Source organism: Flavobacterium rhizosphaerae (assembly GCF_046000445.1).
GTDB lineage: Bacteria > Bacteroidota > Bacteroidia > Flavobacteriales > Flavobacteriaceae > Flavobacterium > Flavobacterium rhizosphaerae.
In genome coordinates this window covers 19374-43076 of the sequence record NZ_JBELPZ010000020.1, presented here as the reverse complement: position 1 = coordinate 43076, position 23703 = coordinate 19374, and the positions used below count along the sequence as shown (strand labels likewise).

At 40.7% G+C, this 23703-nt stretch carries 23 protein-coding genes; 18 read left to right on the top strand and 5 right to left on the bottom strand.

Annotated elements, in window-relative coordinates; genetic code table 11:
• The first annotated feature begins 29 nt into the window (after positions 1-29).
• The 3 genes from ABS766_RS14800 (at position 30) to dnaG (ending at position 4177) form a co-directional block, all read left to right on the top strand.
• Complete coding sequence (locus tag ABS766_RS14800) at positions 30-1073, top strand: hypothetical protein (RefSeq protein WP_408085972.1); 1044 nt, start codon at positions 30-32, stop codon at positions 1071-1073.
• Positions 1074-1206: 133 nt separating this feature from the next.
• Positions 1207-2103, top strand: coding sequence for a cation diffusion facilitator family transporter (locus ABS766_RS14795; protein WP_408085971.1), 897 nt, complete (start codon positions 1207-1209; stop codon positions 2101-2103).
• Between the two features lie 88 nt (positions 2104-2191).
• Entirely contained in the window at positions 2192-4177 is a 1986-nt protein-coding gene (gene dnaG / locus ABS766_RS14790; RefSeq protein ID WP_408085970.1) for a DNA primase, read from the top strand.
• Between the two features lie 151 nt (positions 4178-4328).
• Here the strand turns inward: dnaG and ABS766_RS14785 are convergent, their stop codons facing one another.
• The 3 genes from ABS766_RS14785 to nadE form a co-directional block, all read right to left on the bottom strand.
• Positions 4329-4637, bottom strand: a complete 309-nt coding sequence (locus ABS766_RS14785; RefSeq protein ID WP_408085969.1) for a GIY-YIG nuclease family protein — start codon at positions 4635-4637, stop codon at positions 4329-4331.
• A 112-nt stretch (positions 4638-4749) separates the two neighbouring features.
• Entirely contained in the window at positions 4750-5379 is a 630-nt protein-coding gene (locus ABS766_RS14780; protein ID WP_408085968.1) for a LuxR C-terminal-related transcriptional regulator, read from the bottom strand.
• A 76-nt stretch (positions 5380-5455) separates the two neighbouring features.
• Complete coding sequence (gene nadE / locus ABS766_RS14775) at positions 5456-6262, bottom strand: NAD(+) synthase (protein ID WP_408085967.1); 807 nt, start codon at positions 6260-6262, stop codon at positions 5456-5458.
• Between the two features lie 82 nt (positions 6263-6344).
• On the opposite strand from nadE, the gene gldB reads away from it, so the two are divergent.
• The 3 genes from gldB to ABS766_RS14760 are packed head-to-tail and all read left to right on the top strand — an operon-like array spanning position 6345 to position 8130.
• Complete coding sequence (gene gldB, locus ABS766_RS14770; protein WP_408085966.1) at positions 6345-7310, top strand: gliding motility lipoprotein GldB; 966 nt, start codon at positions 6345-6347, stop codon at positions 7308-7310.
• Positions 7310-7651: a gliding motility protein GldC gene (gene gldC / locus ABS766_RS14765; RefSeq protein ID WP_408085965.1), complete on the top strand. Its 342-nt coding sequence runs from the start codon at positions 7310-7312 to the stop codon at positions 7649-7651. The genes gldB and gldC overlap by 1 nt, the downstream gene beginning before the upstream one ends.
• An 8-nt stretch (positions 7652-7659) precedes the next feature.
• Entirely contained in the window at positions 7660-8130 is a 471-nt protein-coding gene (locus tag ABS766_RS14760) for a GNAT family N-acetyltransferase (RefSeq protein WP_408085964.1), read from the top strand.
• Here ABS766_RS14760 and yihA read toward each other — a convergent pair.
• Entirely contained in the window at positions 8123-8740 is a 618-nt protein-coding gene (gene yihA / locus ABS766_RS14755) for a ribosome biogenesis GTP-binding protein YihA/YsxC (protein WP_408085963.1), read from the bottom strand. The genes ABS766_RS14760 and yihA overlap by 8 nt on opposite strands.
• 45 nt (positions 8741-8785) lie before the next feature.
• On the bottom strand, positions 8786-9559 hold the full coding sequence (locus ABS766_RS14750) for an alpha/beta fold hydrolase (RefSeq protein WP_408085962.1): 774 nt from the start codon (positions 9557-9559) through the stop codon (positions 8786-8788).
• Between the two features lie 412 nt (positions 9560-9971).
• Between ABS766_RS14750 and mraZ the strand changes: the two genes are divergently transcribed.
• The 12 genes from mraZ (at position 9972) to ftsA (ending at position 23698) form a co-directional block, all read left to right on the top strand.
• Positions 9972-10442 carry a division/cell wall cluster transcriptional repressor MraZ gene (gene mraZ / locus ABS766_RS14745; protein ID WP_408085961.1) on the top strand — a complete coding sequence of 157 codons (471 nt, stop codon included), beginning with the start codon at positions 9972-9974 and terminating at the stop codon, positions 10440-10442.
• Entirely contained in the window at positions 10429-11325 is an 897-nt protein-coding gene (gene rsmH / locus ABS766_RS14740) for a 16S rRNA (cytosine(1402)-N(4))-methyltransferase RsmH (RefSeq protein WP_408085997.1), read from the top strand. Before mraZ ends, rsmH begins: the two co-directional genes overlap by 14 nt.
• Positions 11326-11327: 2 nt before the next feature.
• Entirely contained in the window at positions 11328-11675 is a 348-nt protein-coding gene (locus ABS766_RS14735; protein WP_408085960.1) for an FtsL-like putative cell division protein, read from the top strand.
• On the top strand, positions 11666-13666 hold the full coding sequence (locus ABS766_RS14730) for a penicillin-binding protein (RefSeq protein WP_408085959.1): 2001 nt from the start codon (positions 11666-11668) through the stop codon (positions 13664-13666). The genes ABS766_RS14735 and ABS766_RS14730 overlap by 10 nt, the downstream gene beginning before the upstream one ends.
• Entirely contained in the window at positions 13666-15126 is a 1461-nt protein-coding gene (locus ABS766_RS14725; protein WP_408085958.1) for a UDP-N-acetylmuramoyl-L-alanyl-D-glutamate--2,6-diaminopimelate ligase, read from the top strand. Before ABS766_RS14730 ends, ABS766_RS14725 begins: the two co-directional genes overlap by 1 nt.
• Positions 15127-15130: 4 nt before the next feature.
• On the top strand, positions 15131-16354 hold the full coding sequence (gene mraY, locus ABS766_RS14720; protein WP_408085957.1) for a phospho-N-acetylmuramoyl-pentapeptide-transferase: 1224 nt from the start codon (positions 15131-15133) through the stop codon (positions 16352-16354).
• 2 nt (positions 16355-16356) lie between these two features.
• A complete protein-coding gene (gene murD, locus ABS766_RS14715) occupies positions 16357-17694 on the top strand; it encodes a UDP-N-acetylmuramoyl-L-alanine--D-glutamate ligase (protein ID WP_408085956.1) in 1338 nt (445 codons plus the stop codon).
• Between the two features lie 58 nt (positions 17695-17752).
• Entirely contained in the window at positions 17753-19051 is a 1299-nt protein-coding gene (locus tag ABS766_RS14710; RefSeq protein WP_408085955.1) for an FtsW/RodA/SpoVE family cell cycle protein, read from the top strand.
• 110 nt (positions 19052-19161) lie between these two features.
• Positions 19162-20265, top strand: a complete 1104-nt coding sequence (gene murG, locus ABS766_RS14705; RefSeq protein ID WP_408085954.1) for an undecaprenyldiphospho-muramoylpentapeptide beta-N-acetylglucosaminyltransferase — start codon at positions 19162-19164, stop codon at positions 20263-20265.
• The gene (murC, locus tag ABS766_RS14700) at positions 20265-21614 is read left to right on the top strand and encodes a UDP-N-acetylmuramate--L-alanine ligase (protein WP_408085953.1); all 1350 of its coding nucleotides are present in this window, start codon (positions 20265-20267) and stop codon (positions 21612-21614) included. Before murG ends, murC begins: the two co-directional genes overlap by 1 nt.
• Positions 21601-22323: a cell division protein FtsQ/DivIB gene (locus ABS766_RS14695; protein ID WP_408085952.1), complete on the top strand. Its 723-nt coding sequence runs from the start codon at positions 21601-21603 to the stop codon at positions 22321-22323. The genes murC and ABS766_RS14695 overlap by 14 nt, the downstream gene beginning before the upstream one ends.
• A 4-nt stretch (positions 22324-22327) precedes the next feature.
• Positions 22328-23698, top strand: a complete 1371-nt coding sequence (gene ftsA / locus ABS766_RS14690; protein WP_408085951.1) for a cell division protein FtsA — start codon at positions 22328-22330, stop codon at positions 23696-23698.
• The last annotated feature ends 5 nt before the right edge of the window (positions 23699-23703 follow it).

Sequence of the window (23703 nt, the reverse complement as noted above, 5' to 3'; positions counted from 1 at the left end):
TCAGAATTACATTTTAAATCATCAAAAACATGAAAACGATCAATTTTTATGTAGTAGGATTGCTATGCCTTTTTACTACAGGGCTTTTTGCCCAGGAAACCTTTGAAGAAAAAGCCGCTGCTATTGCCAGAAACATACAGCAGATAACCAAACAGGAAAAGGATTCGCTTAAAGCGGAAGTAGAGGCGGTAAACCAGTTATTAGAGAATAATGAAATTACCAAGGATGAAGCTGATGAGCGCAAACAGGAATATGCCGAGAAAAGGGCTGCAAATATAGAGACCCGTGTAGCTGTTGAGCAGCAAAAACTAGATGAACTGGTACAGGATAAAGTAGATGGCAAAGTGGAGAGTAAGAGTAATACAACTACTATATTAGGTATAAAAGTTAACCATACCGAAAATGATTCGGTTAAGGTAGAAAAAGATTACAACCGCACCACCTCTCAATTTGTATTTGCACTGGGTTTAAACAGGCTGATGACCGATGGGGAGATTGATGATGAGAATTTTAAAAACAGCTCTGATTTTTATGAGTGGGGTGTAGCACTTAATACCCGCATATTTAAAGATAACAACCTGCTGCATTTTAAATACGGGCTATCATTACAGTACAATAACCTGCGCCCTACCAATAACAGGATATTTGCAGTAGATGGAAAACAAACCGTTTTAATAGATGACCCAAAAGGGAGGACGTTTAAAACAAGTAAGCTGCGTTATGTAAACCTTGTTATACCGGCCCACCTTGAGTTTGACTTTGGGGCTAAAAAAGTAAACGGGGATAAAACATACTACCCGGTGCAAAAAAGTGTACGCATAGGTATTGGCGGTTACGCAGGTATAAATGTAAAAGAAAAGCAAAAGCTGGTTTTTGATAATGATAATGGCAATAAAGTAAAAGAGAAAACCAAAGGCAATTATCACGTAAATGATTTTGTATATGGTGTAAGCGCCTATGTTGGTTATAGTTCCTTTAGCTTATATGCAAAATACGATTTGCAGCCTGTATTTAGTAATAATCAAATAGATCAGAATAATTTGTCTCTTGGCATACGTTTTGATTTTAATTAATACGTTAAAGGTTAGTTTTGTACTTTTAAGACGTCTTCAGATATCCATCTGAAGGCGTCTTTTTTGTTTTAATAAATTATTTAGAAGTTAAAAAATAATCCTTTGTAATTTAGGGGGCAAAACGCAATCGCCCATGCCACACAATCACGCACACGGCCATAGTCATGACCATAATTATTCTGGAAAAAACCTTAAAGTAGCTTTTTTCCTGAATCTTGTTTTTACCTTGTTGGAAATTGTGGGCGGTTTTTATGTAAACAGTGTTTCCATACTTTCAGATGCCCTGCATGATCTGGGCGACAGCCTTTCTTTGGGTATATCATGGTACCTGCACAATAAATCAAAACAAAAAGCCGATAATAAATTTACCTTCGGCTATAGCCGGTTCTCCCTTTTAGGGGCGCTTATAAATAGTATCGTTTTAATTGCGGGATCCTGCTTTGTGGTGTATGAAGCAGTTAACCGCCTTATGGCGCCAGAGCCAGCGGATGCCCAGGGAATGCTCTATTTTGCACTATTGGGTATTGCTGTTAACGGATATGCCGCGTATAAACTAAGCGGGGGGAAATCATTAAATGAGCGTGTGGTAAGCTGGCACCTTATAGAAGATGTACTGGGCTGGACTGCTGTACTGGTGGTAAGTATTGTAATGCTTTTTACCGATGCCCCATGGCTGGACCCTGCACTTTCGCTTTGTATTACACTATTTATATTATACAATGTTTTTGGCAGGTTAAAAGAGACGGTAGTCATCATGATGCAGTCTGTACCGGGAGATATAGATACTGACGAGATAAAACACAAAATTTTAAAATTACCTTATGTGGTAAACATACACCATACCCATATCTGGTCTTTAGAGGGTGAGCACCATGTATATACCACGCATGTACGCACACAGGGCATTACTACCTTTGCCGAGGTGTTGCAGGTAAAGCAGGATGTTAAAACCATACTTAAAGAATATCCGTTTACGCATTATACGGTTGAGGTAGAGCTGGAAAATGAGCCTTGCGACCTGAAAGACTGATAGTTTTGCTGTTATTGTAATTCTTTTATCATTAAGGCAGTAAACTTTGTAACTTTGCCGCTCTGTTATTCCGGCTTATTAAAAGGATTTGATCTCAAAAAATACCATAGATACCGTTTTTGAAACCGCCCGTGTAGAGGAGGTGATTGGCGATTTTGTAAACCTGAAACGCTCAGGTAGTAATATGAAAGGATTAAGTCCTTTCAGCAATGAAAAGTCGCCCTCATTTATGGTATCTCCTGTAAAACAGATATGGAAAGATTTCAGTAGTGGCAAGGGCGGTAATGTAGTGGCTTTTTTAATGGAGCACGAACATTTTTCATACCCCGAAGCCATACGCTATTTAGCCAACAAATACAGTATTGAAATAGAGGAAACCGAGCAGAGTGACGAACAGAAAGAGCAGGCAAATGAACGTGAAAGTATGTACCTGGTATCAGAGTTTGCCCAAAAATACTTTTACAATATACTGCATAATACTGATGAGGGCCGCGCTATAGGCTACAGCTATTTTAAAGAGCGGGGCTTTACGGCAGATACTATAAAAAAATTCGGTTTGGGCTATTCTCCTGCAGAGTGGGATGCATTCAGCAAAGAGGCAGCAGGTAAGGGTTATAACGTTGAATTTTTAGAAAAAACAGGGCTTACCATTGTTAGGGAAGATGGCCGCATGGCCGATAGATTCCGTGGCAGGGTGATGTTCCCCATACAAAGTATGAGCGGGCGTGTGCTTGGCTTTGGCGGGCGTATTCTGGGCAACGATAAAAAAGCAGCAAAATACCTAAATTCACCCGAAAGTGATATTTACCACAAAAGTAAGGTGCTGTATGGTATTTACCATGCCAAACAGGAAATAGCCAAAAAAGATAATTGCTACCTGGTAGAGGGTTATACCGATGTGATACAACTGCACCAGGCCGGTATAGAAAACGTAGTGGCCAGCAGCGGTACTGCCTTAACTCCGGACCAGATAAGGCTTATTAACCGGCTTACCAAAAACATCACAGTGCTTTTTGATGGTGATGCGGCAGGGTTACGGGCATCTATCCGTGGTATTGACCTCATTCTTGAAGAAGGTATGAATGTAAAGGTCTGCACTTTTCCTGAAGGGGATGACCCGGACAGTTTTGCAAAAAAAACACCGTATGAAGAACTGGTAAAATACCTGGATGAAAATGCCATGGATTTTATCCGCTTTAAGGCATCACTCCTTATGGATGAAGCCAAAAACGACCCGGTTAAAAAAGCAGGGCTCATACGGGATATGGTAAGCAGTATTTCTAAAATACCAGACAGGATACAACGCGAGGTATACATACAGGAAACCGCCCGTATTATGGATATTAGTGAGCAGGTGCTGGTAAGCACACTGGCACAGCTGGTACAAAAAGATATTACCGAAGCAGATAAAAAATATAAACAGGAACGTAAAGAGCAAACCCTCAAGCCGGTTACAGGCGAAGATACTGTTGCTCAGGTACGCATAAACATATTGGAAGGGCTGGAGCGTAAAATAATCGAAATTTTATTGCTTTATGGCGGCGCTGAGCAGGAGTTTGAAGATGTATACATAAAATATGATGAGTTTGGTAAAGAATATGAGTATACCGAGCGCAAAGATTATAAAGTATATGAGCGTATTTACCTAAACCTTCAGGAAGACGAAATAGAATTTACCAACCCATTATTTAAGCAACTTTATACAGTAATTATAAATCATTATATTGCCCATAACGGCACCCTTAATGCCGAATCTTTTCTAAATACGCTGAGTCCGGATTTGCAGGGGGTAGTGGCCGATATTTTTATGCAGGATGAAAAATACCACCTGCATGAGTGGGAAGAGAAAAAGCAAATTCCTGTAAAGGATAAAAACCTTTCTGTAGCCACTTATACTAATGAACATATAATTGATTTGCGCTGGCTACTTTTAGGCAGGCTTATAGAAAATTTAAAAAGCGGTGTAAGCCCCGATGCCGATAACATGGAAATACTCATGGCAGTTAATGATTATAATATACTGGTAAATTACCTTTCCAGAAAAATAAACCGAATCCGTAGCAGGTTTTATTAGTATAGTGTTCTCTAACTGGGCTTCCTTTTTGACCGTCGTGGAAGAATTTGTATGTATTTAGTTTTAGATTTCTCGGCTTCACTTCGTTTCGCTCGAAATGGAAGTTTTTATATTTGGCTTTAGTTCCATTCCGACCGTAGTGGAGGAATCTCTAAATTTCATCGTTAAAAAATCTGAATTCAGGATTATTCTGCCTAATTAAGTTTTCTTTCTTTTCCCTACTCCATTTTTTTAATTGTGTTTCCCGGTTAATAGCCGCCTGAACATCTGAATAATGTTCCCAATAAAGTAAATAATAATATTTATACCTGGCCGTAAAGGCTTTAGAATTCGCTTCAGGATTTTGATGATAATTTAAGCGTTCCTTTAAATTTTTGGTAAATCCAATGTATAAAACAGTTCTTGTTTTATTTGTAATGATGTAAACATAATAGTTATATTTATCTGAAGTTTGAAACATATAACATGATTTTTAATTGCTTGCCATACAAAAATAACAAAGGCTGTCTTTTAAAGACAGCCCGTTATATTATAAAAGTAAAGTTTTCTTTTTGGTAGTATGGTGTGGTTAGTTATACAATTTCGAGGGTTTTTGCTTTATTAACCAAATCTACAAGGTTGGTAACATGTAATTTGGTAAGCAGCCTTAGCTTATATGTACTTATTGTTTTTTCATTAAGCTCTAAAAGTTTGGCAATTTCCTTGTTTTTTTTGCCTTCGCTAAGGTAACGCAGTACTTCAATTTCGCGGCTCGAAAGTTTTCTGTACAACCGTTCAGATTTTTTACCTTTATTTAAAAGGGCAAGATTTTTTCTTACGGTTTCACTAAACACTACTTCACCACTATTTACTTTTTTTATAGCGTGCTCCAGCTCTTCCATTTTAGAACTTTTGTGTATATAGGCAGAAACACCGGCTTTTAGCGCATTTGGGGCATAAATCTGTTCAGCAAGGTTGGTAAATATAATAACTTTCGTTTCAGGAAAATCCTTAACGAGGGATTTTACAGAACTAATACTGGTTAATCCTTCAAGTTCAAGGTCTATAACAGCAACATCTACCGTTTTTTTGCCTAAAACATCTAACAGGCTGTCCAGATTATTTACCACCCCCACAAAACTAATTTGAAGATTATCGCTAAAATACGATTTCATTCCATAATGCACTACAGGATGATTATCCGCCAGGCATAACTTTATCATAATTGTGATTTTTTAGGGTTTCACTTATAAGTAAAGTTAGCAATTAATATCTTAAAGTATTGTGAATGAAAGAATTTTATGTCAAATTTAAGGGAATTTTACAAACTGGTATCGGTTGCATTTTATGTTGGTTGATAGTGTTTAAACGTTTATAAATTTCAAAAACCTCTTTTTCACGTCCGGTAAAATCTGCCGCAACTTTGCCAGAATCATTTTGTTGCATTGCCCATTCAAGTTCTTCATATGTAGCGCCAATCTGGTCTTCATCACTGCGGTCATCGCCAAAAAGCCCATCGGTAGGTTTTGCAACCAATATACTGTCAGGCACATTAAGGTGGCGTGCTAAAATACGCACCTCTGTTTTGGTAAGGTCAGCTATAGGGCTTACATCAACCCCGCCATCACCATATTTAGTATAAAACCCTACGCCAAAGTCTTCTACTTTATTGCCGGTTCCCGCAACAAGCGCATTATGTATGCCGGCAAAATAATACAGGGTAACCATCCTCAGGCGCGAGCGTGTATTGGCCAGGGTAAGGTCGGTTAAATGCTGTGTGCCGGCTTGGGGTACCTGCTCTTTAAAGTGGGCAAAAGTACTGGTAAGATCTACTTCTTCCGATGAAACATTGCTAAACCTGGCCTGTAAATTTTTTACATGCTCTTTCGCGCGGCTCACGTGGCTATCGGCCTGGTGAATGGGCATTTCCAGGCAAAGGGTAGGCAGCCCGGTGCGGGCGCACAGCGTAGAGGTAAGGGCAGAATCAATTCCGCCTGATATCCCTACAACAAATCCTTTTACTTTTGCGTTAGTGGCATAGTCGTGCAGCCAGTTGGTTATATGGTTGGCAATAGCTTCAGAATCAAATTTTGTATGGGTTAGCATAATTGTTGTTTATTAACGTTGTATGTATATTTGCCATAAATTTAAAAAATAGTAAAGAAAGAAATCAGCAATAAAATATAAAATGAAAAAAAACATCATCATTTTGTTTGCAGTACTTATAGTATTTTCATGTAAAAAAGAAAATGAAACAGAAGAGAAAATAGCCGAAATTCCTGTAGAGGAGATTGCTATAGAACGTTTTGATAAACTTTTTTTTGAAACAAAACCCGAAAATCTGCCCGGACTTAAAAAGAAATTCCCTTTTTTATTTCCGGCTAATGTACCCGATGCAGAGTGGGTTGAAAAACAAAATAATGAGTTTGAACGTAAATTATACACAGAAGTGCAAAAGAAATATCCCGACCTGGATACGCTTCAGCAAAATATTACCTCACTTTACAGGCATATAAAATTTTATTACCCGGAAACGCCCAGGCCCCGCGTAATCACATTGGTATATGATAACCTGGATATGAAATGTGTATATGAAGACGGCTTAATTCTTATTCCCCTTAGCCTTTACCTGGGAAAAGATAATGAGCTTTATGTTAGCAGTATGGATAAATACCACCTACAGGAGCATGAGCCGTCTCAAATAGTACCGGATATTGTTACTGCTTTTTCTTCAGGTAAAATAGCCCCGCCTGCCGATCGCACTTTACTTTCGTTAATGGTGTTTTACGGTAAGCAGCTTTACCTTAAAGACCTGCTTATACCGGATGTGGGTGATAATGACAAAATAGGTTACACTAAAGAGCAGGAAGCATGGGCCGAAGTTAATGAAGAAGAAATATGGCGCTATTTTGTAGACCGCAAGCTTTTATTTGATAATGATAGTAAACTCCCCGGCAGGTTTATTAATCCAGCACCTTTTAGCAAATTTTACCTTGAACTTGATAATGAGTCGCCGGGCAGGTTGGGGCAGTGGCTGGGGTGGCAAATTGTAAGGGCGTATGCCCAAAACAATAAAAACGTACCTTTGCAGGAGCTAATGGCAACAGATGCCAGGACTATTTTTGAAAACTCTAAATACAAGCCCAAAAAATAATGGCCAAAAATCCTTTAAAATCTGAAATAAAAATTGTTGTAGAACTTGATGAAAACCGCGTGCCGGAAAAACTTAGCTGGACCGCTCGTGATGGCGGTGTGGTAAATGAAGACAGCAAGGCCGTGATGCTTTCTGTATGGGACAACAAAGCCCAGGAGAGTATGCGTATAGACTTATGGACTAAAGATATGCCTGTGGATGAAATGAAAGTTTTCTTTCACCAAACGCTGGTTTCTATGTCGCATACCTATGAGCGTGCCACAGACGACCCAAAAATGGCAGAAACCATGCGCGATTTTTGCGATTATTTTGCCGAAAAGCTGGAACTTAAAAAAGATTAAGAAGCAAAGTGGATGTTCTTATACGAAGGTATAATGCAGATGATCTGCCCGATTTAGTACAGCTTTTCAGGGATACTGTGCATGCAATAAATGCAAAGGATTATACCCCGGAGCAACTAAACGCATGGGCGCCTGCAACTATTGATGCAGAGCGCTGGGGGCAGAAGCTACTGGCACATTATACCCTTGTAGCTAAAATTAACGGGGTATTGTGCGGCTTTGCCGATATAGATGATACCGGATATTTTGACCACCTGTTTGTGCATAAAAATTACCAGGGCAAAGGCATTGCAGGTAAACTTGTAGCCGCTATAGAAGCGCATGCACTGCAAAATAGCTATAAACGTATAACGGTAGCTGTTTCTATAACAGCAAAAACATTTTTTTTACAAAAGGGGTATACTATAATTAGCCCGCAGCAGGTTCCGTATAACGGGCAGGTTTTTACCAATTATTTTATGGATAAAAAAATTATATAGGGGTGTTGCTGAAAAAATCCTTGTTTACATTATCTATAAACTCCAGTACTTCATCTTTACCTAACCCTTTAGAAGATGAGGTTACAAAATACCGGGGCATTTCTTCCCATCCGGCTTCCAGCATTTTTTTAGTGTAAGCCTCAACATGTGCCAGTTGCACTTTAGGTCCAATTTTATCAGCTTTTGTAAAAATAATACAAAAAGGCACCTGCTTTTCGCCCAGGTAATTAATAAACTCCAGGTCTATTTTTTGCGCCTCATGGCGAATATCCACCAATACAAAACCGCACACCAATTGTTCTCGCTGCTCAAAATACTGGGTGATAAATTTTTGGAATGTTTTTTTAGCAGTTTTAGAAACACGCGCATATCCATAACCGGGAAGGTCTACCAAAAACCAGTTGCCGTTTATTTTAAAATGGTTAATCAGCTGTGTTTTGCCGGGCCTGCCAGATGTTTTTGCCAGGCTGTTGCGGCCTGTAAGCATATTGATAAGTGATGATTTGCCTACATTGCTACGCCCTATAAAAGCATACTCAGGCAGTGGCTCTTTCGGGCATTTTTTTACATCGCTGTTGCTTATAACAAATTCGGCGCTGGTTATTTTCATCCGGTGGTAAATTGTGGAAGCCGGTTTTAAACAGCCTTAATTATATTATACGGTTTCCTGCTCAATGGTTTTTTTGAGCCAGGCATGCATTATTTCATTAAACTCGTCCGGATGTTCCATCATGGCGGCATGGCCACATTTGTCAATCCAGTGTAAAGACGAGTTAGGTAGTAGTTTATTAAATTCTTCAGCCACATCCGGAGGTGTTACTGTATCGTTTTTACCCCATATTATGCAGGTAGGCACATGCATTTTAGGCAGGTCTTTTGCCATATTGTGCCTTATGGCACTTTTGGCTATGGTAAGGGTTTTTACCAGTTTAATCCTGTCATTGGCAACCGCATATACTTCATCAATAATCTCTTCGGTAGCTATGGCGGGATCATAAAAAACTTCTTCTGCTTTCTTTTTAATATACGCCCTGTCGCCCCGGCGCGGGTAGCTGTCGCCCATGGCGCTTTCATAAAGCCCGCTACTTCCGGTTATTATAAGCCCAAGCATTTTTTCGGGGTACATTTTAGTGTGGTACAAAGCTATGTGGCCACCCAGCGAGTTGCCAAGTAGTATTACCCTGTCAAACCCCTTATAGGTTATAAAGTCTTTTACCCAGCGGGCAAAGGCTTTTACATTGGTTTTTAATATGCTTTGTGTGTATATAGGCAACTCTGGTATTACTACTTTATAGCCCTGTTTCGGAAAATAGCTGGCTACACCGTCAAAATTACTCAGCCCGCCCATCAATCCGTGAAGTATGATAATCGGGGTGCCTTCGCCTGCCTCGTAATAAGTGTATTTGCCTTCTTTATGTGTGCTTTGCATGTGTGATACTAAACATTTCAAATCAGCACAAATATAGGACTTTCTAAAATATAATTTTTTTTTGTTACCCTTTAATTTGAGTCATTTGCGCGGCCTGCTTTACTTTTAAAAGTGTATGCCTCATACAAGAGAGTTAAGTGTTTGTGTATCAGTTTTAAATTAACAAAACTTTATAGTTTTGATCGTTTTTATAAAATTATCATGCTTTTTGCTGAAATAGTACTTTTTTTTCAAAAATATCTGCGAAATGCTTAAATTTTTTTAAGCAATAATTTTTCTCAAAATTGTTTTACAGGTCATTTTATCACAAAGTGGTATAAACAGGCAAAATTTATTAACAATGTGGTAGAGAGTGGTAAATAATGGGAAATAATATTTATATTTGCTATAAAATGACCTGAAACATAACTGCTTGAATACCATAATAGGAACATATGAATGCAAGGTAGATAACAAAGGTAGGATGATGATTCCTGCTCCTTTGAAGAAGCAGCTGCATGAAGGTTTGGGCGATGGTTTTGTATTGAAGCGTTCAGTTTTTCAGCCCTGCCTTGAGTTGTATCCTATGGCTGAGTGGAATAAAATGATGGAGAAAATTAATAAGCTGAACCGCTTTGTTAAAAAAAATAATGATTTTATCCGGAGGTTTACGGCAGGGGTTAAAATAGTAGAAATGGATGCTGCCGGAAGGTTGCTGGTGCCAAAAGACCTGGTGCTTTTTGCAGGTATAGAGGCTAATGTGGTATTGTCTTCGGCGGTAAATATTGTTGAGGTGTGGGATAAAGACCGTTATGAGGCATCGATTGATGCATCTGCGGATGATTTTGCTGCTCTGGCTGAAGAAGTAATGGGAAATATAAATGATGATGATGGAATATCATAATCCGGTATTGCTTAATGAAAGTGTAGACGGGCTTAATATAAGGCCTGATGGGGTGTATGTAGATGTGACCTTTGGTGGCGGCGGACACTCACGCGAAATTTTAAGCAGGCTTGGTCCCGATGGTAAATTGTTTGCTTTTGACCAGGATGAAGATGCGCAGGCTAATGTTATTGATGATTCCCGTTTTACGCTGATACCGGAAAACTTCAGGTTTATAAAACGCTATTTAAGGTTTTATGGAGTGAAAGAGGTAGACGGTATTTTGGCAGACCTCGGTGTTTCGTCGCATCAGTTTGATGTGGCAGAGCGTGGTTTCAGTACCCGTTTTGATGCCGGGCTGGATATGCGGATGAGTCGTAAAGGGGAGCTGGACGCGTATAAGGTTATAAATGATTATGAAGAAAAACACCTAAGGCAGATTTTTAAGGAGTACGGTGAGATTAAAACCGGAGGTGCAATGGCAAATACCATAGTACACGCCCGGCGCGACAAGGCTATAAAAAATACAGGGGAGCTAAAAGAGGCGCTGGCTAAATTTTTACCGCCACATAAAAGCAATAAGATATTGGCGCAGATATACCAGGCTATACGTATAGAGGTAAATCAGGAAATAGAAGTGCTAAAGGAGTTTTTAATGCAGGTTGAAGAAATTTTGCCTTCTGGTGGCAGGCTTAGTGTGATAAGCTACCATTCGCTTGAAGACAGGCTGGTAAAGCGTTTTATACGCAATGGTATGTTTGAAGGGGAGCCAGAGCGTGATATATACGGCAATTTTGAAGTGCCATTTAAAAATATAGGGAAGCTTATAGTGCCGGATGAAGCTGAAATAGCAAAAAATAACAGGGCGCGCAGTGCTAAATTAAGAATAGCAGAAAAATTATAGTTATGAAAGGCGGGGTATACAGTTTATTAAAAGCTAAATATCTGGTAGACCAGGGGTCTATGAAAAACTGGCGTTTCATTATTTTCTTAATCTTGGTGGCTATGTTAATGATTGCCAATTCGCACAATTATGAACAAAAGCTCTTCAGGATATCAGAGCTGGAAAATGAGATAAAAGTATTACGGGCCACTTTTGTAGACAGGCGCTCTGAGCTTATGAAACTGAAGATGGAAAGTACTGTGGCGGCAAAAATGCAAAAAAGGGATATTTTTCCCAGTCAGATTCCGCCAAAAAAGATAAAAGTAATTAAAGAGAAAGAAAAAAATACACTTGCAAAATTATGGGAGTAGAGGATAAAAAAATCTCTTACCGTATCTACTTTGTAGCCTTCATAATATTTATGATGGCTGTTCTTGTTTGTGTAAAGCTAACTAATATACAGTGGGTAGAGGGCGATTATTACCGAACGCTTGCCCGCCAGCGCACCGTTAAAGATTTTACCATTCCTGCCAACCGCGGCAATGTGTATTCGGCAGACGGAAGCTTGCTGGCTACCTCTATACCGCACTATACCATACGTTTTGATGCACTATCTCCAGCTTCGGAAGATTTTGATGCATATCTGTCGCCACTGGCCGATTCGCTTTCAGTAATGTTGGGTAAACCGTCTGATTACTATTATAACGCGCTACGCAAAGCCCGGGTTAATAAAAACAGGTACTTGTTTATAGCACGCGGACTTAATTATACTGATTTGCTTCGTATTAAAAGTTTTCCGCTTTTTGAGCTAGGTGCTTATAAGGGAGGGATTATTACAGAGCAGAAAACAGTGCGCGAGCACCCTATAGGCAAAATAGCCGAACGTACCGTAGGGTATGAGCGCATAAGTCATAGCGGTAAAACGCTTTATGTGGGTATTGAAGGGGCTTTTGCCGAATACCTAAACGGTAAAGATGGCCGCCGCATGATGCAGAAAATAGCCAAGAACCAGTGGAAGCCTATTAATGATGTTAATGAGATAGACCCTGTAGACGGTTGCGATGTAATAAGTACCATAGATGTGTATATACAGGATATTGCGCACCATGCTTTATTAAAACAACTTGAATATTATGAGGCAGACCACGGCTGTGTGGTGGTAATGGAAACCAAAACCGGGTATGTAAAAGCTATATCTAACCTGGGCCGTGCCAGTGACAGTACGTATTATGAAACGGTAAACTATGCGGTGGGCGAATCTCAGGAACCGGGCTCTACCTTTAAACTGGCCGGGCTTATGGCGTTGCTTGATGACGAAAAAGTGGATACCAGCGCCGTGTATGACACTCAGGGTGGCGATATAAGCTATTTTGGCCGCCATGTAAGGGATTCCCACAGGGGTGGTTACGGAAAAATATCCCTGGCACGTGGTTTTGAGGTGTCTTCTAACACCGTATTGGTGCAGGCAGTGTATGAAAATTATAAAGATGATCCCGAGGCTTTTTTAAAGCATATAGATGATTTTGGGCTTAGTAAAAGGCTGGGTGTATCTATAAAAGGGGAAGGCTACCCTAAAATGCCACACCCGGGAGACAAACAATGGTCTAAGCTTTCTTTACCATGGATGGGCTTTGGGTATGGCGTAAGCTTAACCCCGTTGCAAACACTTGCTTTTTATAATGGGGTAGCCAATAACGGCGAGGTGGTAAAACCATTATTTGTAAAAGAAATAAAAGAGTGGGATAAAACCATTAAAAAATATGATAAAGAGGTTTTAGTACCGCAATTGTGCAGCCAGAAAACACTGGATAAAATAAAAGCTATTTTAGAGGATGTGGTAAAAAAAGGGACCGGTAATAAACTGTATTCGCCTAATTTTTCCATGGCGGGTAAAACCGGTACGGCACAGGTAAATTATGGTAAGGGCAAAGATGGGGAAATGTATTATTCATCTTCTTTTGTTGGATATTTTCCGGCAGATAACCCAAAATATTCATGCATTGTGGTAATACACAAACCCAGTGTAAGAAAAGGGTACTACGGGGCAGATGTTTCAGGACCGGTATTTCGCCGGATTGCCCAGAAAATATTTACTGATGCGCCCTCTACCAACCAGGTTAAAAAGCTGGATCAGACAACCCAACAGCAGGAAAAATTATATGCCTCTTATTATACCAGCATACAAAAGGCTGGCAGCGCTATGCCCAATACTATTGGCATGAGCGGTATGGATGCCGTGGCGCTATTAGGTAATATGGGCGCTAAAGTGCAGGTGCTGGGTATGGGCAAAGTAAAAAAACAATCGCTGGCGCCCGGGCAAAAAGTAACTAAAAACCAAACGATAACCTTAGAGCTATTGTAATGATATTAAGGGACCTTATATATAAAACCCCCATTGAGGCCGTAAAAGGCCCAACGGATATTTTGGTTGAAAAGGTGGAATTTGATTCCCGCAAGGTCAGCCGGGGCGATGTGTTTGTGGCTATAAAAGGCACAAACAGCGATGGGCATGATTATATAGCACAAACGGCCGGGCAGGGTGCGGTTGCAATAGTATGCGAAACACTGCCGGACGATATAAAAGAAGGGGTTACTTATATTAAGGTAAAAAACACCCATGCCGCGCTGGCATTTATGGCAGCAAATTATTATGGCAACCCGTCGCAAAATTTAAAACTGGTAGGCGTTACCGGTACTAATGGTAAAACTACAATAGCCACATTATTATACCAGCTTTTTAAAAACGCGGGTTATAAAGCGGGATTATTGAGTACGGTTAAAATTATGGTAGGCAATACAGAATATCCTGCCACGCATACCACGCCAGACTCTATTACTATTAACCGCTACCTGAAACAAATGGTAGATGAAGGGGTAGATTATTGCTTTATGGAGGTGAGTTCGCACGGTATACACCAACGCAGGACAGACGGGCTGGTTTTTGCCGGAGGCATTTTTACCAACCTGTCGCATGACCACCTGGATTACCATAAAACATTTGCTGAATACCGCGATGTTAAAAAGAAGTTCTTTGATGATTTGCCAAAAAACGCTTTTGCCCTGGTAAATGTAGATGATAAAAATGGCTTGGTAATGCTGCAAAATACTGCAGCTAAAAAGTTGACCTATGCCCTTAAAACCTATGCTGATTACAAAGCACAGGTGCTGGAAAACCAGTTTACCGGTTTACTGCTTAAAGTCAACGGGCAGGAGGTATGGGTAAAGCTAATAGGTAGTTTTAATGCCTATAATCTTGTGGCAGTATATGCTGCTGCCGTAAACCTTGGGCTTGATGAGAAAGAGGTGTTGCAGCTAATGAGCGCACTTGAAAGTGTATCGGGCAGGTTTCAGTTTATTATATCTGAAACTAAAGTTACGGCTATTATAGATTATGCCCATACGCCCGATGCACTGCAAAATGTGTTGGATACTATAAGTGATATACGCACCCGTAACGAGCAGCTTATTACCGTAGTAGGCTGTGGAGGCGACAGGGATAAAACCAAAAGGCCGGTTATGGCAAATATAGCCTCCACTATGAGTGACAGGGCCATTTTTACCAGTGATAACCCGCGTAGCGAGGACCCACTGGATATAATTGAAGATATGGAAAAGGGGGTAGAGCCCCAGAATTATAAAAAAACCGTTGCGGTAGTTGACAGGAAACAAGCCATTAAACTGGCCTGCCAGCTGGCTTTCCCTAACGATATAATTCTTATAGCAGGTAAAGGCCATGAAACTTACCAGGAAATAAAGGGGGTTAAGCATGACTTTGATGATATGGAAACAGTAAAGGAAATTTTAGTGCAATTAAAAAAGTAGCAATATGCTGTATTATTTATTCGATTATCTGCACAAGCACTGGAACGTTCCGGGCACAGGGGTATTTCAGTATATCACATTCCGCTCCGGTTTGGCCATTATACTGTCATTGCTTATCTCTACTGTTTTTGGTAAAAAAGTAATCAACTTTTTACGCCGTCAGCAAATAGGCGAAACCGTGCGTGAGCTGGGACTTGAAGGGCAAACACAAAAAGCAGGTACACCAACTATGGGTGGGCTTATAATAATATTTTCTACCCTTATACCGGTATTGCTGTTGGCTAAGCTGGATAATATTTATGTTATGCTACTTATTGTTACCACATTATGGATGGGTACCATAGGCTTTATAGATGATTATATTAAAATATTTAAAAAAGATAAAGAAGGTTTAAAAGGTAGGTTTAAGGTTGTGGGGCAGGTAGGCCTCGGGCTTATTGTAGGGTATATATTGTATTTCCATCCACACGTTACTGTACGTACAGATACCGGGAAGGTAAACATTTATTCAGAAAGTTCAGCGGCTGAAACGCTCCCACTTGAAGAAAAATCAACGGCTACCACTATCCCGTTCCTAAAAGACAACGAATTTGATTATGCCGAGCTGCTATCGTGGATAGGCGATGATTATAAAAATTATGCCTGGCTGATTTTTATACCTATTGTAATATTTATTATCACAGCCGTAAGCAACGGAGCCAACCTTACTGATGGTATAGACGGCCTGGCAGCAGGTACATCGGCAATAGTGGTGTTGGCACTGGGTATTTTTGCCTTTGTATCGGGTAATATTATGTTGTCTAATTATCTCAATATAATGTATATACCCAACTCTGGGGAAATGACGGTGTTTATAACAGCCTTTGTAGGTGCACTCATCGGATTTTTATGGTACAACACCTATCCGGCATCGGTGTTTATGGGTGATACAGGTAGCCTTACCATTGGAGGTATTATAGCGGTACTGGCTTTTGCAGTACGCAAAGAGCTGTTAATACCGGTATTGTGTGGCATCTTCCTGGCAGAAAACCTTTCGGTAGTAGTACAGGTGGCTTATTTTAAATTCACAAAAAGAAAATATGGTGAAGGCAGGCGCATTTTTTTAATGGCGCCATTGCACCACCATTACCAGAAAAAAGGGTACCATGAAAGTAAAATTGTTACCCGTTTTTGGATTATAGGAATATTACTGGCCATTTTTTCACTGGTATCATTAAAACTAAGATAATTATGAGGCTGGTAATTTTAGGTGGGGGAGAAAGCGGTGTTGGTACTGCCATTTTAGGAAAGAAAAAAGGCTTTGATGTTTTTCTGTCTGATGCCGGAAAGATAAAAAGCAATTATAAAGAAGTTCTTGCAATTAATAAAATAAGCTTTGAAGAAGGCCAGCATACCGAAGACCTTATACTGAATGCCGATATGGTAATGAAAAGCCCGGGCATACCGGACAAGTCGCCCATAGTAAAAAAGTTGCTTGATGCCGGGGTAGAGGTAATATCTGAAATAGAATTTGCATTTGAATATACCCAAGCAGAAACCGTGGGTATAACCGGAAGCAATGGTAAAACCACCACTACCATGCTTACACATTATCTGCTACGGCAAGGGGGGCAAAACGTAGGGCTTGCAGGTAATATTGGTAAAAGTTTTGCCTGGCAGGTGGCCGAAAATAAGGCAGAGGGTTATGTATTAGAGCTAAGTAGCTTTCAGCTTGACGGGATAAAAAAGTACCGCCCACACATAGCGGTAATAACCAACATAAGCCCCGATCACCTGGACCGCTATGAGTATAATTTTGATCTGTATATAGCAGCCAAGTTCAGGATAACGGCTAACCAGACGGCAGATGATTACCTGATATATGATGCTGATGATGAAACCATAAATGCCTGGCTTGAAAAAAACAAGGAAAAAGTAAAAGCGCAATTAATCCCTTTTTCGCTTTCGGGAGCTACCAAAAAAGGGATATATGTAAAAGATAACACAATAATAAGTAAAATAAAGAAACACGAATTTACTATGCCAATAAACGAACTGTCATTAGAGGGTAAGCACAATGTAAAAAACGCGATGGCGGCAACGGCAGTAGCGCAACTTAAAAAAATAAGAAAGCAAACCATAAGGGAAAGCCTTTCTAACTTCCAGGGGGTAGAGCACCGCTTGGAGAAAGTATTAAAAATACAAAACGTTCAGTATATAAATGACAGTAAAGCTACCAACATAAACTCAACATTTTACGCATTGGATAGCATGAATACCCCAACCGTGTGGATTGTGGGTGGTGTAGACAAAGGCAATGACTATCATGAATTAATGCCTATGGTGCGCGAAAAAGTAAAGGGAATTATAGCCCTGGGTGTAGACAATGCCAAAATTATAGAAGCTTTTGCCAATGTGGTAGATGTACTTGTAGAAACCACAAGCATGGATGAAGCCGTAAAAATTGCCAATAAAATAGCAGAGAAAGGCGATACCGTATTGCTTTCGCCGGCCTGTGCGAGTTTTGACCTGTTTGAAAATTACGAAGACAGGGGCAGGCAGTTTAAAGAAGCAGTACAGAATTTATAAAAAGTCAACTTCTCTCCGGGGAGAAGAGACTTGGAATGATGAATAAAATAGATAAAAAGTGAAAGAGTTAATTAACAACCTGAAAGGAGATAAAGGCATATGGTCATTCGTGATGCTGTTGGCCCTTATTTCATTCATGCCTGTATTTAGCGCAAGCTCCAACCTGGTATACCTGGTAGGCAAAGGCTCTACTATAGGTTACCTGGTTAAGCATCTCGTTCATATATTTATTGGTTTCGGGCTTATTTATCTGGTACACAAAGTGCCTTATCATTATTACAAAGGTTTATCTCAGTTGGCTATGCCTGTGGTAGGCCTGCTGTTGCTGTATACTATGTTTCAGGGTACGGTAATAGAGGGAGCCAATGCAAGCCGCTGGATAAAAGTGCCATTTATAGGGGTTACTTTTCAAACCTCGGCACTGGCCGGTATAGTGCTTATGGTTTATGTGGCGCGGTACCTGGCTAAAATTTATGATAAGCCGGTAACTTTCAGGTCGTCATTTATAGAGTTATGGATTCCTGTATTCCTCATTTTAGGGTTAATACTGCCTGCCAACTTTAGTACGGCTGCACTTATATTCTCTATGGTATGTATGCTGGTGTTTGTAGGCAAATATCCAATAAAATATCTGTTCTACATTGTGGCAATGGGGGTAACTATGCTTACCATGTTTGTGTTATTTGCCAAAGCATTTCCTAAAGCCATGCCCAACCGTGTAGATACATGGATATCGCGTATGGATAGTTTTTTTGACGATACCCCTAATGAAGATGACTACCAGATTGAAAAAGCAAAAATAGCCATAGCATCAGGAGGTGTTTATGGCCTTGGCCCAGGCAAAAGCATACAGAAAAACTTTTTACCACAAAGTTCATCCGATTTTATTTTTGCCATAATTGTAGAAGAATATGGCCTTGCCGGCGGGCTTGCTGTGTTGTTTTTGTACCTTATGCTGTTCTTCAGGTTTTTGGTAACGGCACACAAGGCAAAATCACTGTTTGGTAAACTTTTAATAGTCGGTTTAGGTTTTCCCGTCATCTTCCAGGCACTTATCAATATGGGTGTTGCGGTAGAATTACTTCCCGTAACCGGGCAAACATTACCGCTTATCAGTAGCGGGGGTAGTTCCATCTGGATGATATGCATTTCAATTGGCATCATATTAAGCGTTACCAAAAAAGAAGAAGAAATAGCACAGGAAATAGCTGAAAAAGAAGAGCGTGAAGCAGCGCTTCAGCAATTGATAGATGAACATATATTAAAAGAAAAAAATAAGGAAGAGGCAGGTATGGCACCCGCGGCATATTCGGTTGAAGATGCTGCTAACCCCATGCGGGCTGTAATGGGTAAATAAATTGTTGGCAGTTACGGTGTACAGTATGACAATACGTAACATACCACGTAGAATAATATAAAGCAGTAACGGTAATGGCATAGTTACTTTGCCATTTGGAAATTTAAAAGATGGAAAAACCAAAATTCATATTAAGCGGCGGCGGTACCGGGGGGCATATTTACCCGGCTATAGCTATTGCCAATGAGTTGAAATTGCGTTTTCCCGATTGCGAAATCCTGTTTGTGGGGGCAGAAAATAAAATGGAAATGCAAAAGGTGCCCCAGGCCGGTTATAAGATAGAAGGTTTATGGATTGCAGGTTTACAACGCAGGCTTACTGTAGATAATGCACTTTTTCCTGTAAAGCTGCTTAAAAGTTTACTAAAAGCAAAAAAGATAGTAAAACAATTTAAACCCGATGTTGCCATAGGTACAGGCGGTTATGCCAGTGGGCCGCTATTGCGGGCTGCAGGCACAGCTGGTATACCAACCCTTTTGCAGGAACAAAACTCTTATGCAGGTATTACCAATAAATGGCTGGCAAAAAAAGCCGCTAAAATTTGTGTTGCCTATGATAATATGGAGGCGTTTTTCCCGGCAGGTAAACTGGTAGTAACCGGTAACCCGGTACGTCAGGATTTGGTAGATACAGCCTCTAAACGTACTGAGGCAATTGAACGTTTTGGGCTGGACCCGCAAAAGAAGACATTGTTGGTTTTAGGAGGTAGCCTTGGGGCTCGCCGTATAAACCAGCTTATAGATAAAGAACTGGCATGGATAGTGGCGCAGGATGTGCAGATAATATGGCAGTGTGGTAAGCTGTATTTTAATGATTACCAACACCACAGTGATAAGGAAGATGTTACAGTGCTCTCTTTTGTAGAGCGCATGGACCTTGCTTATGCCGCTGCCGATGTGGTGGTGTCCCGTTCGGGGGCGTCATCGGTTTCAGAGCTTTGTATAGTGGGCAAACCGGTGCTGTTTATACCCTCGCCCAACGTGGCAGAAGACCATCAAACAAAAAATGCAGCCGCCATAGTAAATAAAGATGGGGCATTAATGCTGAAAGAGGTACAGCTTGATACACAGTTTCAGCCTGTCTTTTCAGATCTTATAACAAATACTGAAAAGCAGCAAAAGCTGGGGCAAAATATAAAAAAGCTGGCTAAGCCCGGCGCCACAAAAGATATAGTAGACGAAATAGAAAAACTGCTTAACAGCAAACAGGGGTAATGGAATTAGATAAAATACATAACGTGTTTTTTATTGGCATAGGCGGTATAGGCATGAGCGCCCTGGCCCGTTATTTTAATAACGCGGGTAAAAATGTGGCAGGCTATGACAAAACCCCTACGCACCTTACCGGCGAGTTACAGGCAGAAGGTATTGCAGTACATTTTGAAGATAAAACAGAATTAATTGAACCGGCGTTCTTTGATAAAGAAAATACCCTTGTGGTAATAACACCCGCGGTGCCCAAAAACCATATGCAATGGAATTACTTTTTGCAAAATGGATTTACGGTAAAAAAGAGGGCAGAAGTATTGGGCATCATTACTAAAGGCACCTTTAGTTTTGCAGTTGCAGGTACACATGGCAAAACCACTACCTCAAGTATACTGGGGCATATATTGCACCACAGCGGGGTAGATGTTACTGCTTTTTTGGGCGGGGTAGTAGAAAACTATAACTCAAACCTTATTGGTAAAGGTAAAAGTGTAACAGTAGCAGAGGCTGATGAGTTTGACCGTTCCTTTTTACACCTTCACCCAAACATAGCTTGCATAACCAGTATGGATGCCGACCACCTGGATATTTATGGCGATACCGCTTCTATAGAGGCGTCATTTGTGGAGTTTGCTGATAAGGTACAGGATAAAAATAATTTATTTGTAGCCGCAGGGTTGCCCTTGCAGGGGGTAACCGTAGGAGTAGAAAAAGGTGAGTTTTCAGCACAAAATGTGCGTATAGAAAACGGCTGGTATGTGTTTGATGCCGTAACGCCAACCCAAACCATTACAGGTTTGCGCTTTGGGCTGCCGGGTAGGCACAACCTCTCTAATGCCATGCTGGCGTTTGCAATGGCAAATACTTATGGGGTAGCCGCAGAGGATATCGCCCGTGCGCTTGAAAGCTTTAAAGGGGTAAGGCGCCGTTTTTCATACCAGTTAAAAAAGGAAAAACTGGTGTATATAGATGATTATGCCCATCACCCTACAGAAATTGATGCGGTATACCAGGCGGTTAATGAGCTGTATCCGGATAAAAAAGTGCTTGCAGTTTTTCAGCCGCACCTGTACAGCCGCACCAGGGATTTTGCCGAAGGGTTTGCCAAAAGCCTTTCGCAATTTAAAAATATAGTGCTGCTGGATATTTATCCCGCCCGGGAGTTGCCTATTGAAGGCGTAACATCGCAATGGCTGTTGGATATGATGGATAACCCGGCTAAAAAACTGGTTACTAAAGAACAGTTGCCGGATTTGCTTAAACAAACAGATGCACAAGTGGTTATTACCATTGGGGCAGGGGATATAGGCGAAATGGTTCCCGAAATTAAAAAGATATTAAATGAAAAGGTTTAACTGGAATAACATACGGCTGCTGCTTATTATAGCAGCTATAGGTTTTCTGTATTCTTTTTCAGGAGGCCGTAACGAGGCGCGTAAATTAAAAGGGGTAAGTATTGAATTTGCTGATAAGGAGAGTTATATCACCAAGGATAAAGTTAATAAGTTGTTGATACAAAATTATGGTGAGGTTACGGGCATTAGCAAAGAAAATTTAGATTTGAATAACGTGGAAAAACGCCTTAATGAAAATCCAATGATTGATAAGGCAGAGGTTTACGCTACAATAGACGGCAAGCTTATCGCCGTTATTGTACAGCGAAAGCCGGTGGCACGCGTTTTTAAAGGGGGAACATCTTTTTACATTGATCATAACGGGGCACAAATGCCACTCTCGGAAAGCGAAACTGCAAGGGTTTTGCTGGTAACGGGCGCGGTAGAAAGTGTAGATGCGGCAACATTACACCAATTGGTTAATTACATATTTGATGATGTTTATTTAAAAAAGAATATTGTTGGTGTTGCCATTACCCCGGCTGGTGGAGTAAAAATGCGTTGCAGGGATCATGATTACGAAATTATTTTCGGCAGGCCGGTAGATATAGACAGGAAGTTTAAAAATTATAAAGCATTTCTTCAGGATGCTAAAAATGATACAGTGATAGATAATTATAAAACAATAAACCTGAAGTTCACCCAACAGGTTGTGTGCACCAAAAAATAGATTTATGGAAAAAGACAGCATTGCAGTAGGATTAGACATCGGTACAACAAAAATTGTGGCGATGATAGGCAGGAAAAATGAGTATGGTAAACTGGAAATTCTTGGTGTGGGTAAATCCAGGAGCCTTGGTGTGGCCCGTGGCGTTGTAAATAATATTACCCAAACCATACAGTCTATACAACAGGCTGTACAGGAAGCCGAGGCCGACTCCGGCTACAAGATAAATGACGTAGTGGTGGGCATAGCCGGGCAGCACATACGCAGCATACAACACAGCGACTATATTAGCCGTAATAACCCTGAAGAGGTTATAGGGGATGAAGATATAGACAGGCTTATAAACCAGGTGCACAAACTGGCCATGTTGCCGGGTGAAGAAATTATACATGTATTACCACAGGAGTTTAAAATTGATGGCCAAAATGAAATTAAAGAGCCTATTGGCATGTATGGGGGCAGGCTGGAGAGCAGCTTTCATGTAGTAGTGGGCCAGGCATCATCCATACGCAATGTAGGCAGGTGTATAAAAAGCAGCGGGTTAGACCTTTCGGGCCTTACTCTTGAGCCGCTGGCATCGGCTGATGCAGTATTAAGCCAGGAAGAAAAAGAAGCCGGTGTAGCCCTTATTGATATTGGCGGCGGTACTACAGACCTTGCTATATTTAAAGACGGCATTATACGCCATACGGCAGTAATACCGTTTGGAGGCAATATCATAACAGAAGACATTAAAGAAGGCTGCTCTATTATAGAGAAGCAGGCCGAATTGCTTAAAGTAAAGTTTGGTTCGGCATGGCCGGGCGAAAATAAGGATAACGAAATTGTTTCCATCCCCGGTTTAAGGGGGCGTGAGCCTAAAGAGATATCCCTTAAAAACCTGAGTAAAATAATACATGCCCGTGTGGTAGAAATTATAGAACAGGTTTTTGCAGAAATAAAAGCTTACGGGCATGAAGATCCCCGCAAAAAACTTATTGCAGGTATTGTATTAACAGGTGGAGGTGCAGAGTTAAAGCACATTAAGCAACTTGTAGAATATATTACGGGTATGGATACGCGTATAGGATACCCTAATGAGCATCTGGCAGGAGATTCTGACGAAGAGATATCAAGCCCGCTTTACGCTACGGCTGTAGGCCTGGTAATGAACAGCCTGCGCAATAACACAAAAAGTGCTATTCCGCTTGTAGAAATGCAGAAACCGGCAGAGCATAGGGTGGCGCAGCCAGTAGCAGCAACAGAGCCTGAGCTGGAAACTGTAGCAGTAGCCCGTGAAGAAGATAAGCAGCAGGACTCGACCGAGAGAAAAGTAAAACGGTCGTTTTTTGATAAGTATATAGATAAGATTAAAGATTTTTTGGATAACGCAGAATAAAACCC